The organism is Hypericibacter adhaerens (genome assembly GCF_008728835.1).
Classification (GTDB): domain Bacteria; phylum Pseudomonadota; class Alphaproteobacteria; order Dongiales; family Dongiaceae; genus Hypericibacter; species Hypericibacter adhaerens.
This window is the reverse complement of the sequence record NZ_CP042582.1, coordinates 2,135,001-2,147,687: the sequence shown is the minus strand read 5'-3', so window position 1 is coordinate 2,147,687 and position 12,687 is coordinate 2,135,001. Positions and strand designations below refer to the sequence as shown.

Below are 12,687 nucleotides of genomic sequence, written 5' to 3'. Positions count from 1 at the left end.
TAATCGCCATCTCTTCGGACGGGACCGCCACCGGCGCTGTCCCGGCCTCGATGATCAAGGAGATGCGCATGCGCAAGGGATCCGATCTGCTGGTGGCTGCCCTCGAGAATGAGGGGGTCGAACGGATCTTCGGCATTCCGGGCGAGGAGAACCTCGATGTCGTGGAATCGATCCGCCGCTCCTCGATCGAGCTGGTGCTGACCCGGCATGAGCAGGCGGCGGCCTTCATGGCGGCGACCTATGGCCGCCTCACCGGCAAGCCCGGCGTCTGCATCACCACGCTAGGGCCTGGCGCCCTCAACCTGACGACCGGCGCCGCCTATGCGCATCTCGGCGCCTGGCCGATGATCATGATCACGGGGCAGAAGGGCGTGCTCTCCTCGCGCCAGGCGCGCTTCCAGGTCGTGGATATCGTCACGACCATGCGGCCGCTGACCAAGCTCGCGCGCCAGATCGTCTCGCCGCGGATGATCCCCACGCTGGTGCGTGAGGCGTTCCGCACCGCCGAGGAGGAACGGCCGGGTCCCGTCCTTCTCGAGCTGCCCGAGGATATCGCGGCCGAGACCTGCGAGGATGTGCCGCTGGTTCCGACCCATCCGGTCGAGCGGCCGCTCGCGAGCGCCGAGGCGCTGGACCGAGCCGCCGCGCTGATCCTGGGTGCCCGGCGTCCGCTGGTCATGGTCGGCGCCGCCGCCTCGCGGCCGCAGATGACGGGCGATCTCGCCCAGTTCGTGCTGCGCACCGGCATCCCCTACTTCACCACCCAGATGGGCAAGGGCACGGTGCCCGGCGGCACGGAGCTCTATATGGGCACCGCCGCGCTGTCGGAACGCGACTATGTCCATGAGGCGATCGAGCGGGCCGATCTCATCGTCACCATCGGCCACGATACGGTCGAGAAACCACCCTTCATCATGGGCGCCGGCGGTCCCCAGGTCGTGCATGTCGGCTACCAGCCGGCCCACGTGGAACAGGTCTATTTCCCGCAGGCCGAGGTGATCGGCGATCTCGGCCCCTCGCTGCGGCTCCTGGCCGACCGCGTCGAAGGCCGGCTGCCCCAGGCCCAGGCCCTGCTGCCGTTGCGCGAAGGCATCCTCGCCCGCATCGCCGCCCGCGCCACCGAGGATCGTTTCACGCCGCAGCGGCTGGTGCATGACATCCGCCAGGTCATTCCCCCGGACGGGATCGTGGCGCTCGATAACGGCATGTACAAGATCTGGTTCGCGCGGAACTACCGGACCCGCGTCGCCAACACGCTGCTGCTCGACAACGCGCTCGCCACCATGGGGGCGGGTCTGCCTTCGGCGATCGTCGCCGCGATGCTCCATCCCGACCGGCGCGTGATGGCGGTGTGCGGCGATGGCGGCTTCATGATGAACAGCCAGGAGATGGCGACCGCCGTCCGGCTCAAGCTCAACCTGGTGGTGCTGGTGATCGAGGACGGCGCCTACGGCATGATCCGCTGGAAGCAGGCCGTCGACCGGTTTCCCGATTTCGGCATGACCTTCAACAACCCGGACTTCGTCAAATATGCCGAGGCCTATGGCGCCAAGGGCACGCGGGTGAGCGCCATCGGCGACTTCGCGCCGACGCTGGAACGCGCCTTCAGGGAGGGCGGCGTGCAGCTGGTCACGGTGCCGATCGACTATTCCGAAAATATCCGCGTCCTGGTCGACGAGTTGCGGGAGCGGCTGCCCGTGTCCGGCGCCCTTTGACCGCGGACGACGCGGTCGGGGGCACGCCCCCGATCGCGGGAAGACGGCGCGGCGCCGTCTGTCATGAACACATCACACGGGGTGGACGGTCACGGATTTGAGGCTTGACCGGCGCCATCCCTTGTCGATCAAGGGGCTGGCGGTCGCCGTCCATCGTGCCCGCCACGCCGCGTCGGCGATCGCTTCCGACTAAAGTCGGATGGCACTCGAACGCGTTCGCAGCAGAATGTGTGCCGACGCATGAGTCAAAGCGTGCCCATTTCTTGAGCACCCTTCCCGGTTGAATTCCCTCATCCAAATGTCGGCTGCCCGCCTCGCTATCACCGCTTGCCCAAAGTCCATTCTCGCCTACCATTCCCGGCGGGGAGTGTGGGTGAATCCGGCTGCCATGACCATCAAAACAAGCTCAAACAATTCTGCGGAGGAAACCTACCATGACGAACGGAAGCTTGTTCGGGAGGCTCGATCGGCGTAGCCTTCTCAAAGCCGCCGCGGCCGCGGGCATCGCGCAAGTCGCATCGCCCTTCATCCTCAGCGCACGCGCGGATGAGACGGTCAAGATCGGTCTCGACAACCCGCTGACCGGCACCTATGCCGCGCTCGGCAAGAACGAGCAGATCGGCGCCCAGCTCGCTGTCGACCAGATCAATGCCCAGGGCGGAATCCTCGGCCGCCAGGTCGAGCTGCTGGTCGAGGATTCGACCAGCGGCGACGCGGCCACGGCTGTGCAGAAGGCGACCAAGCTGGTCGAGCGCGACAAGGTCAATTTCCTTCTCGGCAACATCAACTCCGCCCTCGCCCAGGCCATGGCCAACTACGCCAATGAGAAGGGCGTTCTGCATATCGTGCCCGGCGGCCATGTCGACACCGTCACCGGTACGCAGTGCCACTGGAACGTCTTCCGTGTCTGCAACACCACGCGCATGGAGACCAACTCGGTGTCCAAGCTGCTGCTCAGCAGCTACGGCAAGAAGTGGTATTTCATCACCACCGACTATGCGTTCGGCCACGGCCTTCAGGCCGGTTTCGAAGCCAGCCTGAACGCCGCCGGCGGCACCAAGCTGGGCGGCGACCTCACGCCGTTGAGCACGACGGATTTCTCGGCCAACCTGATCAAGGCCCAGTCGACCAGCCCCGACGCCATCGTGCTGCTGCTCGCGGGCGACGACATGATCAACTGCCTCAAGCAGGCGGTGCAATTCGGCCTCAATCAGAAAACCCACATCGCGGGCGCGCAGCAGGAGCTCGAGGTGCTGATGGGATTGCCGCCCGAAGCGCTCATCGGCGACTGGGTGTTCGAATGGTATTGGAACCAGCCCGGCGTGCCGCATGTCGAACAGTTCGTCGCCGACATCCGCAAGGTAAGCGGTGGCAAGGTGCCGACCGCCCGCACCTGGTTCGGCTATGCCTCGGTCCAGACCTGCAAGCTGGCGGCCGAGGCGGCGAAGTCGCTCGAGACCGCCAAGATGGCCAAGGCCATGCAAGGGCTCGAGCTGCCGCCGGAGATCGCGCTGATGCCGAACAAGGCCTATTACCGCGAAGGCGACAACCAGCTGATGCCGACGCTGTTTGTGGGCTCGGCGCAGCAGGCGCCGTCCGGCGGGGACCCGGCGGACCTGTTCAAGGTCAGCCAGCTGGTGAAGGGCGACGAGGCGGCGCTGCCGATCGCCGACACCGGTTGCAAGATGACATGGCCGTCCTAAACTGGACGGGAACGGCGGGCGCCGCGCCGGTCGCGGCGCCTGCCCGTTCCGGCCAGGAAACGACCTTCCAATTCCAGTACCTGTCGCTGTGTCGCTCGAGGCTGCGCCGTGAGCTGCGCCCGGGCCGACCTTTGAAGGGAAGTTTCAGGAACGCCGCATGACGACGCTGGTGCTCTTCAATCTCATGAACGGCCTCATCATCGGCGCCTTCTACGCGCTGATGGCGCTGGGGTTGTCGCTCATCCTCAACCTGTCGGGCGTGATCAATTTCGCCCATGGCGGCTTCCTGGCGATCGGCGGCTATCTCGCCTATACGCTCATCCCCTATATCGGCTTCTGGGGCGCGCTGCTGGTCTCGCCGTTCCTCGTCGCCTTCATCGGCGTCGCGATCGAGCGCGTCCTGATCCGCCGTCTCTATGGGCGCGATCCGCTCTATGGCCTGCTGCTGACCTTCGGCCTCGCCTTCATGATCCAGGACGGCACGCGCTTCATCTGGGGAGCACAGAGCCTCCCCTACCAGATCCCGGGCGTGCTCGCGGCACCCCTCAGCACGAGCCTGTTCTTCCTCACCGGCTATCGCGTCTTCATGATCGTGCTGGTGGCCCTGGTGGTGATCGGACTCTTCGTGATCCTGAACCGGACCCGGCTGGGCTTGCGCATCCGCGCCGGGACGCTGGATCTGGAGACCGTCTCGGTGCTGGGCGTCAATGTGCGGGTGCTGCGCAACCTCAATTTCGGCCTCGGCATCTATCTGGCGGGGCTCGCCGGCGTCCTTGCCGCCGGCATGCTGGGCCTCCAGCCCACCATCGGCGACTCCCTGATCATGCCGAGCTTCATCTCGATCATCGTCGGCGGCCTCGGCAGCCTGCCGGGCACGCTGGCCGGCGGCCTTCTGATCGGTGCCGCCTCCGGCATCACCACCGTGTTCTTTCCCTCCGCGAGCGAGGCCGTGATCTACGTGATCATGGCGGCGGTGCTGATCGTCAGGCCGCGAGGCCTCCTGGGCGAGGAGGGTCGCTTCTGATGCCTGCGATCGACAAACATATCGACAAGCATATCGGCAACGCCCTGGTCTGGCTGCTGCTGCTGACGGCGCCGTTCTGGCTGGTGAGCATCGGCGGCTATGTCGAGCTCGGCACGCGCGTGGTGATCTACGCGCTGGCCGCGATGGCGCTCAACTTCCTGCTGGGCTACACGGGCGTGCTGTCCTTCGGCCACGCCGCCTATTTCGGCCTCGGCGGCTACGGCACCGCCCTGACCATCAAGTATCTCTACCCCAGCACGCCCGTGGCGATGCTGGTCGGCATCGTCGCCGGGACCGTGGCGGCCGGGCTGATCGGGCCGCTGATCATCAGGCTGCGCGGCGTCTACTTCGCCATGGTGACGATCGCCTTCGGCCAGGTGTTCTATTTCATCTCCTTCAAATGGAGCTCGGTCACCGGCGGCGACGACGGGCTCAGCGCCTGGCAGCGCCAACCGATCGATTTCGGCATCGGCACCCTCGATATCCTGCACGAGAACAAGGCGCTCTATTACTTCGTGCTGGCGATCTTCGCGATTTGTGCCGGTGCCATGGCCTTCCTGCTGCGCTCGCCCTTCGGCCGCACCCTGATGGCGATCCGCGAGAACGAGCGCCGCGCCCGGTTCCTGGGCATCCCCATCGACCGCCATATCTGGATCTCCTGGGTGGTCTCCTGCTTCTTCGTCAGCGTCGCCGGCTGCCTCTATGCGCTGCTGAACGACTTCATCGACCCGCGCGCCATCCGCTGGGACCAGTCGGGGAACTTCGTCATCATGGCGGTGCTGGGCGGCATGCGCAGCTTCTGGGGCCCGCTCATCGGCGCCGCGATCTTCCTGGTGCTGCAGGACTATGTCTCGAGCCACACCGAGAACTGGATGTCCTTCGTGGGCCTGTTCTTCGTGCTGATCGTGCTGTTCTTCCCGCGCGGCGTGCTCGGCCTCATCAAGCGCAGGAGCGGATCGTGACCCTGCTCAAGGTCGAGAACGTCTCGAAGCGCTTCGGCGAGCTGGTCGCCGTCAACAACGTCTCGATGACCGTCGAGCCCGGCGAGCTCCGGGCCGTGATCGGGCCCAACGGCGCCGGCAAGACCACCTTCTTCAACCTCATCAGCGGATTCCTGACGCAGTCCTCCGGCCGCATCCTGTTCGACGGCGAGGATATCTCGGCGCTGCTCCCGGCCCGGCGGGTCTGGCGCGGCATTGCCCGGACCTTCCAGATCACCGAGGTCTTCCCCGAGATGACGACGCGGGAGAATCTCCGGATCGCGGTCGAGGTCGCCTCGGGCTACCGCACCCGGACCTGGCTCTCGCGCCACGCCGATACCGAGGTCCAGGCCCGCGTCACCGAGCTCCTGCGCCAGGGCGGGCTCGCCGACAAGGCGAACCGTCTGGTGGGCGAGCTCTCCCATGGCGACCAGCGCGCGACCGAGATCATGATGGCGCTCGCCCTCAAGCCACGCCTGCTGCTCCTGGACGAGCCGACGGCCGGCATGGGCGAGCAGGAAACCTATGACGTCACCCAGCTCATCCGCAGGCTGCACAAGGACCAGAAGCTCTCGATCGTGCTGATCGAGCACGATATGCGGGTCGTGTTCCATCTGGCCGACCGCATCATGGTCCTGGCCGAGGGCACGATGCTGGCCGAAGGCACGCCCGGCGAGATCGCGGCGAACGAGGCCGTCCAGGCCGCCTATCTGGGGAAGGTGGCATGAGCGCGCTCGAGGTCGAGGGTCTCCACACCTATTACGGCAAGAGCCACATCCTGCATGGCGTGAGCCTCGAGCTGCGCGAAGGCGAGATCGTCACCCTGCTCGGCCGCAACGGCGCCGGCAAGACGACGACGCTGCGCAGCCTGGTCGGGCTGACCCGCGCGCGCGAGGGCGCCGTGCGCATCTTCGGTCAGGCCACCACCGACTGGCCGCCCTTCCGCATCGCCCGGCTGGGGCTGGGCTATGTACCGGAAGGCCGGCGGATCTTCCCCAACCTCACCGTCGACGAGAACCTGCGCGTGCCGATCGAGCGGCCAGGCCCCTGGGACATCCCGCGCATCTACCAACTCTTCCCGCGCCTCGCCCAGCGCAAGACCAACAAGGGCCGCCAGCTCTCGGGCGGCGAGCAGGAGATGCTGGCGATCGCCCGCGCCCTGCTGCTGAACCCGAAGATCCTGGTGCTGGACGAGCCGTCGCAGGGCCTGGCGCCGCTGATCGTGCAGGAAGTGTTCCGGGTCGTGAAATCGATGCGCCAGGAGGGAATCTCGGTCCTGCTGGTGGAGCAGAACGTGCGGGCGGCGGTCGAGATCGCCGATCGCGCCTATGTGCTGGATGACGGCAAGGTGGTGTTCTCCGGCCCCGCCGCCGAATTCGCCAAGGACGAGCAGCGCGTGCGCGCCCTGGCCGGTGCCAGCGCGGAGGAATGGGCGCCGCCCGCAGGCCGGGCCTAACGCGGTTCACGATCAAGGGGGATCGGGAACCGCGCCAGATTCCTCTGGCAACCTCGCGCTTTTCTCCGCCGCCTTCGCCGGCTATCGCCGCCAGAAATCCGCGATTTGCCCTTCCCGCATGCCATGGGTTTCACTTCCTCCCATGGGATTTTCACGGATTCGCCTGAGAACAGGGCCTTTGCAGGGATCTCCTGCCACCAATATTTTTCAAGCCATTGAAAATAAGTCGTTTTCAAAGCGATAGTCAGCTTACAGAGCACTCGAAAAACAGGCTCGGAACAGGGGCCTCTCAGGCAAGGATCAGGCGCTTGAGGATGGCGACGGCGGCCCACACGCAAAGCTATTATATTTAGAACAAAAAGAGAACAATGTCAAGCGGGCTATTGCCGCGGCACCTCCCGACACCGAGCCAGCGCGGCGGCGACGCGGAACAGCGACATCATCTTCGACCACGCCTGGAGCACCATCCGATCCGTCTCGATCGGACAGCACGCCAGCGCCTCTCAGGAATATCGCCCGCAGGCAGGTCGGAATGCTTCAGGCCGCCGGGACGGAGTTCGGCTCGGCACCGTCGCGGTTCATGGCGCTGCGCTGGGCAGCCAGCTCGTCCAGATGCTCGCGCAGCCGCGGGTGCCGCGCCACGAAGGTACGGAACTCGCGCTGGTCGAGCATGAGGAGCTGGCAGTAGTCGGTCGCGGTGACGTCCGCCGACCGGCGGGCGCCGCTGAGCAGCGCCATCTCGCCGAAGAACTCGCCGGGGCCGAGCGGAATCTCGCGCCCGCCCACACTCACCTGCACGCCCCCCTTGGAGATGAAATAGGCGGCGTCCGGACGGTCGCCCTTGCGGATGATCCGCTCGCCGGGTGCCGCGGTGCGCGGGCGGAACAGCAGCAGGAGATCCTCGCGCGCCTGGGCGTCGAGATCGGCGAAGATCGGGAACAGCTCGACCAGGTTCTTGAGCTGCAGCCCATGCTCGGCCTCGCGCGCCTCGGTGCGCTTGCGCAGCTCGGCGAGCTGCCCCTGCAGGCGGGCGAGGCGCTTCTCGCCATAGGTTCCGCGCCGCATCCAGGCGAGCAGCCTGTCCACCGCGCCGAAGGCCAGCGGATTGAGCGTGATCGACAGCAGGGCGCCGGCAAGGATCAGGTCGCGGCCCTCGCCCGGCATCAGGCCCATGGAGACTCCGAGCCCGGCCAGGATGAAGGAGAACTCGCCGATCTGCGCGAGGCTGGCCGAGACGGTGAGCGCCGTCGATTTCGGGTAGCCCATGATGATGACGATCAGGAAGGCCAGGATCGACTTGCCGATGATGATCAGGAGAAGCACCGCCAGGACGGCCAGCGGCTCGCGGATCAGGATCGAGGGGTCGAACAGCATGCCGACCGAGACGAAGAACAGGATGGCGAAGGCATCCTGGAGCGGCAACGAGTCCGCCGCGGCGCGATGGCTGAAATGGGATTCGCTCAAGACCACGCCGGCGAAGAAGGCGCCGAGCGCGAAGGAGACGCCGAAGAGCTTGGCCGAGCCATAGGCGATCCCGAGCGCCACCGCCAGGACCGAGAGCGTGAAGAGCTCGCGCGAGCCGGTGCGCGCCACCTGCTTGAGCAACCAGGGCACCAGCTTGGGACCCAGCAGGATCGCGACCGTGACGAAAGCCGCGACCTTGCCCAGCGTGATCAGGAGATTGACCAGGAGATTGCCCTCGGCGGCATGCTCGCCGGCCTGGCCGCCCAGGAGCTCGGCGAAGGCCGGCAGCAGCACCAGCGCCAGCACCATCGCCAGGTCCTCCACGATCAGCCAGCCGACGGCGATGCGGCCATTGGCGCTCGTCACCTGGTTGCGATCCTCGAGCGCCCGCAGCAGCACCACCGTGCTCGCGACCGAGAGGCAGAGGCCGAGCACGATGCCGGCGCCGAGGCTCCAGCCCCAGGCCATGGCCATGCCCGTGCCCAGCAGCGTCGCCAGCAGGATCTGGCCGATGGCGCCCGGGACGGCGACCCAGCGCACGGCCATGAGGTCGGCGGCGGAGAAATGGAGACCGACGCCGAACATGAGAAGGATCACGCCCATCTCGGCGAGCTGCCCGGCCATGCCGCTGTCGGCAACGAAACCCGGCGTGAAGGGTCCGAGCGCCACCCCGGCCAGCAGGTAACCGACCAGCGGCGGCAGGCGCAGATGATAGGCGAGGAAGCCGAAGCCGAAGGCCAGCACGAAGGCCATGGCCACGGTCGCGATCAGAAGTGCCTCGTCATGCATGCGCCGCCAGTCCCCCCTCCCATCGCTCCCGACATGGCAAGACCGGCCTTCTCAACCGGCGCCATCATTCCCCCATACCTGATCCGACGCTCCCGGGCCAGCGACCAATGCCGGAGGCGCCAAAACTCAGGAAGATCATGAAAATAGGAAAGCAACCTCTCCTTCAGCAAAAACGGAAAGAACGGCGCCGAACCGCGGCAACGGCGAGATGCCTTTCGGGCTTCGGCTCGGCCGACGCGCGGCGAAACGAGCTGCAGCGTGATGGACGGCTGCAGGTCGCTCCCTTACCCCAACGGGCCTTCGGCGGACTTGAGATGACCCGCCGAGCCGCTCGCCATCGGCCGACTTCGCCTGAGAACAGGGCCTTTACAAGAGTCGGTCCGCGCCGAGCTTTTCCAAGTCGCTGGAGACAGGCCCTTTTTCAGGCATCCCTCGGTTTACGGAGGTCTCGAATAACAGGCCCGGATCAGGGCCGTATCAGGCCGCGATCAAGCGCCGACGATAGCGGCGACCAAATCTTCGTTCTCTGGCATCATAGAACAAAACATGAACAATATCAAGCGAAGATAGTGCTTCAGGCGTCCGCCGAGAAGCCGGTTCGACAAGACAAGCGAGCCCTGCCCGCGTTTGGCCTGGGGGCTTGTGTTGTGGTTGCGGGGACCCGCAATCACCTTAATTTGCCGTGTCCACTTGCAGTCAAAACCCGCTGCCGGGTTATACGACTGTGACTGGGCAATAGTTATCGGGCGGAGGACGAATACTGCCGAGTGAGCGGTTCTTCAACTGAAGACGGAAGGTAGCCAGGACTTGTGTCGTTTGGTCGTAAGTCAGATCAATTTGTATCCTACCATCCAGAGCGCGATAGACCGCCGCCGGATCTATAATCCGCGCGTCGCCCTGCGCCCCCTTCCACGTATCTTCCAATACCGGCCTATCGAATAGTGACGGGTCGATCACGTACCGGGATCGCCCAATACCTACGACGGGCTCGAGCGGTTTGCCGGGCTGCATGTTCAATTAGGTCGGCAACCCACGCCATCGCTCAGCTAACACCGTGACCCACCGCCCCCATGGAGGTGAAACCTCAATAACGTATTCGAGGCATTAAGCTTTCTGGGCAATTTACAACCAAATCGGTCTGCCTGAACATGAGATGATGCGGCTGGAGCGAATTGCCCCCGACCGCCATTGAGGATGGGGACAAGACCCTTCTGGTCATGGAAGGTTTTTTAGTCATTGCGGCCATCGTCCTCGCCATATGGCTGCTAAATAAGCCTTGGCGAAGCCGTCGCCCAAGCCGGCCCAACCTTTCGCCCCAGGAGCGGTCCACCACAACCGCTACCCCGCAGGCGAAGAATACCTACCGCCCTGCGCGTCCCGCCGGCAGCAGCAGCATCAAATTTGGTGAGATTGGATCAGGCTCGACCGCTGCTCCCCGCGACCTGAAGGGGCTGCACGACGCCTTTACCGGCGAGGCCCTCAACGAAAAAAGGGGACTCTACCAATGCGGGGCATGCAAAGTATTCTACCACACGGAAAGCTTCGATCTCATCCGAGCGGAGAACGGAAGTCGATGCGTTGCGTGCCAAGCCGCGGCTATTCACCCGGTTGGTGCCCAGGCGCGGCCGACCGATGGACGGGACTACACGCCGAGCCTCGTGACGCTGGGGAATTTCCGATCTCATTTTGGTCAGGTCGTCACTTTCGAAGGCCGTGTTGTCGAAGTTCGGACCAGTCGGCGTGGGTCTGACTTTGCCGTCATGTTTGAGCGCAAAAAATGGGCGGAAGGTTTCAAACTCGTCTTCTTCCGGGGATCGATCCGAAATTCGGGTGGGCCACAATTTATCTTAGGAATGAAGGGAAGGACTATCCGTGTGCGTGGCCTCCTCATCAATCACAACCGGTGGGGTCCTGAGATCATCATCAATGATCGAAGCATGATTCTGAGCGTGCGCTGATGCAGTGGACAAATAAGAAAGGGCCGCTTCCGAGCAAGCTCGATGAGATGCGGGCCAGAACACCGCGTGAGATCTTGGGTGTTGCCGACACAGCATCAATCGTCGAGATCAAAACCCGCTATCGGGAACTCGTGAAGACCTACCATCCGGATTCGGTCGATCCATTTATGCGCAGCTACAGCGAAGAGGCGCTGAAGATTATCAACGACGCTTATGCGCGATTGACGAGGGAATAGCGGATGACGGACGGTCGCTATCTTCGCCATTCAGCCATCGATTGGTTCACACAAGACGCTCTTAAGGCCGCCCGTATCGCTGTCATTGGCGCAGGCGCGGTCGGCAACGAGGTGATGAAGAACCTCGCCCTCCTCGGCGTCGGGATCATCGACGTCTTCGATCCCGACACGATCGAAGAACACAACCTGACCCGAAGCGTCCTGTTTCGGGATTCCGATATTGGCCAGACGAAGGCGAGCGTGGCGGCGCAACGTGTCCAGGAACTCGACCCCGGCGTCCGAGCGAATGCCTATGTCGGCGACTTCTGGAAAACTCTCACATTCGATCTACTGAACGCGACCACAACTATTTTCTGCTGTGTCGATAATTTTGAAGCGCGAATCCGATGCAATACGCTCGCCTATCTTGCGAAGAAGGACCTGGTCGTGGTCGGGCTTGATAGTCGCTATGGAAGCGTCGAGCTCTTCCCGTTCGGCTCCGGACAACAGGGCGGATGCTATGAATGCGCCCTGCCACCATCTGTCTACCAGAAGATTAGCAAGCGCTACTCCTGTGGCTGGTTGAAGAAGGCCTCCTTCATTGAGGGTAAGATCCCGACGACGATCATCACGGCGTCCGCGGCCTCAAGCGTGGCCGTCTCGCTCGGTCTGCGCTTCGGCGGCGCAACAGAGGCGCAGTCCGCCAAGATACTTATCGACACGATAGCTGGAACCAGTTCGCGGAACACCGTAGGCATTAACCCGGAGTGCCCATGCTGCCAGCGCCTGCCCGAAACAGCCCGATTGCTGGCCAGTGATCGTCTGATTGTGGATGAGAAACTCGCACTGGATGCGGAGATCGCCATTGAGGCGAGTGAGCCAATCTTAGTCAGCTACACCGTCGATGGAAGCGAGACCATCGTGTGGGAGTCTGCTAGCAAGTTTGACGACACGTTTCCAGCGACGATTAGCGAGCGGCCGGACGACGTGATCCTCGATATTCGCGATCATTTCACCTTAGGTGAGATCGTTGGGCGCTTTAGCGGGCGGAGCATGCCGTGTAAGTTTCTCGTCTGTCGTACAGAACCACCATTGATCGTCGAGATGCGAGGGGGAAATGCCTGAACTAAAGATCATCGTGAGAACTGCTGATCAAACGCGAAAGGCGGAAGTGAACCTTGTCGATACGACAAACGGCTCTGATGTTATCCAAGCCGCTATCGACAATTGGAAGCTGCCGCATGACACGGATTATAGTTTGACGAACGCGACTTCGGGCAAGACGATGAATCCGGGCCAAACGCTTGCGGCCAATGCTGTGAAGGAGGGGGACATCCTTGAGATCCAGCCTGTTCTCGTCGCGGGAGCTTCTTTGTGAGCGCA

The 12,687-nt window shown here is 63.9% G+C and carries 12 protein-coding genes (1 of these 12 cut by a window edge); 11 read left to right on the top strand and 1 reads right to left on the bottom strand.

The genetic code is table 11. The features are described 5' to 3' along the window. Positions 1-68 precede the first annotated feature (68 nt). From FRZ61_RS09360 to FRZ61_RS09335, 6 genes are all read left to right on the top strand, one after another. Entirely contained in the window at positions 69-1,715 is a 1,647-nt protein-coding gene (locus FRZ61_RS09360; protein ID WP_151116883.1) for an acetolactate synthase large subunit, read from the top strand. 434 nt (positions 1,716-2,149) lie between these two features. Continuing rightward, positions 2,150-3,418 (top strand): ABC transporter substrate-binding protein, encoded by a 1,269-nt coding sequence (locus tag FRZ61_RS09355; protein ID WP_151116881.1) that lies wholly within the window; start codon positions 2,150-2,152, stop codon positions 3,416-3,418. A gap of 157 nt (positions 3,419-3,575) precedes the next feature. Next, positions 3,576-4,442, top strand: a complete 867-nt coding sequence (locus FRZ61_RS09350; RefSeq protein WP_151116879.1) for a branched-chain amino acid ABC transporter permease — start codon at positions 3,576-3,578, stop codon at positions 4,440-4,442. Next, entirely contained in the window at positions 4,442-5,404 is a 963-nt protein-coding gene (locus FRZ61_RS09345) for a branched-chain amino acid ABC transporter permease (RefSeq protein ID WP_151116877.1), read from the top strand. Before FRZ61_RS09350 ends, FRZ61_RS09345 begins: the two co-directional genes overlap by 1 nt. Beyond that, on the top strand, positions 5,401-6,150 hold the full coding sequence (locus FRZ61_RS09340; RefSeq protein ID WP_151116875.1) for an ABC transporter ATP-binding protein: 750 nt from the start codon (positions 5,401-5,403) through the stop codon (positions 6,148-6,150). The genes FRZ61_RS09345 and FRZ61_RS09340 overlap by 4 nt, the downstream gene beginning before the upstream one ends. Then, a complete protein-coding gene (locus FRZ61_RS09335; RefSeq protein ID WP_151116873.1) occupies positions 6,147-6,878 on the top strand; it encodes an ABC transporter ATP-binding protein in 732 nt (243 codons plus the stop codon). The genes FRZ61_RS09340 and FRZ61_RS09335 overlap by 4 nt, the downstream gene beginning before the upstream one ends. 537 nt (positions 6,879-7,415) lie before the next feature. Here FRZ61_RS09335 and FRZ61_RS09330 read toward each other — a convergent pair. Further along, positions 7,416-9,131, bottom strand: a complete 1,716-nt coding sequence (locus tag FRZ61_RS09330; protein ID WP_151116871.1) for a cation:proton antiporter domain-containing protein — start codon at positions 9,129-9,131, stop codon at positions 7,416-7,418. Between the two features lie 1,172 nt (positions 9,132-10,303). Between FRZ61_RS09330 and FRZ61_RS09325 the strand changes: the two genes are divergently transcribed. The 5 genes in view from FRZ61_RS09325 to FRZ61_RS26920 are tightly spaced (at most 3 nt apart) and all read left to right on the top strand, a layout consistent with a single transcriptional unit that may run on beyond the window. Then, positions 10,304-11,089, top strand: a complete 786-nt coding sequence (locus FRZ61_RS09325) for a hypothetical protein (protein WP_151116869.1) — start codon at positions 10,304-10,306, stop codon at positions 11,087-11,089. Next, positions 11,089-11,325: a J domain-containing protein gene (locus FRZ61_RS09320; RefSeq protein WP_151116867.1), complete on the top strand. Its 237-nt coding sequence runs from the start codon at positions 11,089-11,091 to the stop codon at positions 11,323-11,325. Before FRZ61_RS09325 ends, FRZ61_RS09320 begins: the two co-directional genes overlap by 1 nt. A 3-nt stretch (positions 11,326-11,328) precedes the next feature. Beyond that, positions 11,329-12,429, top strand: coding sequence for a ThiF family adenylyltransferase (locus tag FRZ61_RS09315; protein ID WP_151116865.1), 1,101 nt, complete (start codon positions 11,329-11,331; stop codon positions 12,427-12,429). Next, positions 12,422-12,682, top strand: a complete 261-nt coding sequence (locus FRZ61_RS09310; protein WP_151116863.1) for a hypothetical protein — start codon at positions 12,422-12,424, stop codon at positions 12,680-12,682. The genes FRZ61_RS09315 and FRZ61_RS09310 overlap by 8 nt, the downstream gene beginning before the upstream one ends. Further along, positions 12,679-12,687, top strand: the start of a protein-coding gene (locus FRZ61_RS26920) for a ubiquitin-conjugating enzyme E2 (protein ID WP_151120766.1). The gene runs 633 nt beyond the window's last position; the window shows 9 of its 642 coding nt (coding positions 1-9); its start codon is at positions 12,679-12,681; the stop codon falls past the right edge of the window. Before FRZ61_RS09310 ends, FRZ61_RS26920 begins: the two co-directional genes overlap by 4 nt.

Excerpts from the sequence above, each read along its gene's own strand:
- FRZ61_RS09335 (WP_151116873.1), top strand. The coding sequence starts at position 6,147 with ATGAGCGCGCTCGAGGTCGAGGGTCTCCACACCTATTACGGCAAGAGC.
- FRZ61_RS09345 (WP_151116877.1), top strand. The coding sequence starts at position 4,442 with ATGCCTGCGATCGACAAACATATCGACAAGCATATCGGCAACGCCCTG.
- FRZ61_RS09310 (WP_151116863.1), top strand. The coding sequence starts at position 12,422 with ATGCCTGAACTAAAGATCATCGTGAGAACTGCTGATCAAACGCGAAAG.
- FRZ61_RS09330 (WP_151116871.1), bottom strand. The coding sequence starts at position 9,131 with ATGCATGACGAGGCACTTCTGATCGCGACCGTGGCCATGGCCTTCGTG.
- FRZ61_RS09320 (WP_151116867.1), top strand. The coding sequence starts at position 11,089 with ATGCAGTGGACAAATAAGAAAGGGCCGCTTCCGAGCAAGCTCGATGAG.
- FRZ61_RS09350 (WP_151116879.1), top strand. The coding sequence starts at position 3,576 with ATGACGACGCTGGTGCTCTTCAATCTCATGAACGGCCTCATCATCGGC.
- FRZ61_RS09355 (WP_151116881.1), top strand. The coding sequence starts at position 2,150 with ATGACGAACGGAAGCTTGTTCGGGAGGCTCGATCGGCGTAGCCTTCTC.
- FRZ61_RS09360 (WP_151116883.1), top strand. The coding sequence starts at position 69 with ATGCGCAAGGGATCCGATCTGCTGGTGGCTGCCCTCGAGAATGAGGGG.
- FRZ61_RS09315 (WP_151116865.1), top strand. The coding sequence starts at position 11,329 with ATGACGGACGGTCGCTATCTTCGCCATTCAGCCATCGATTGGTTCACA.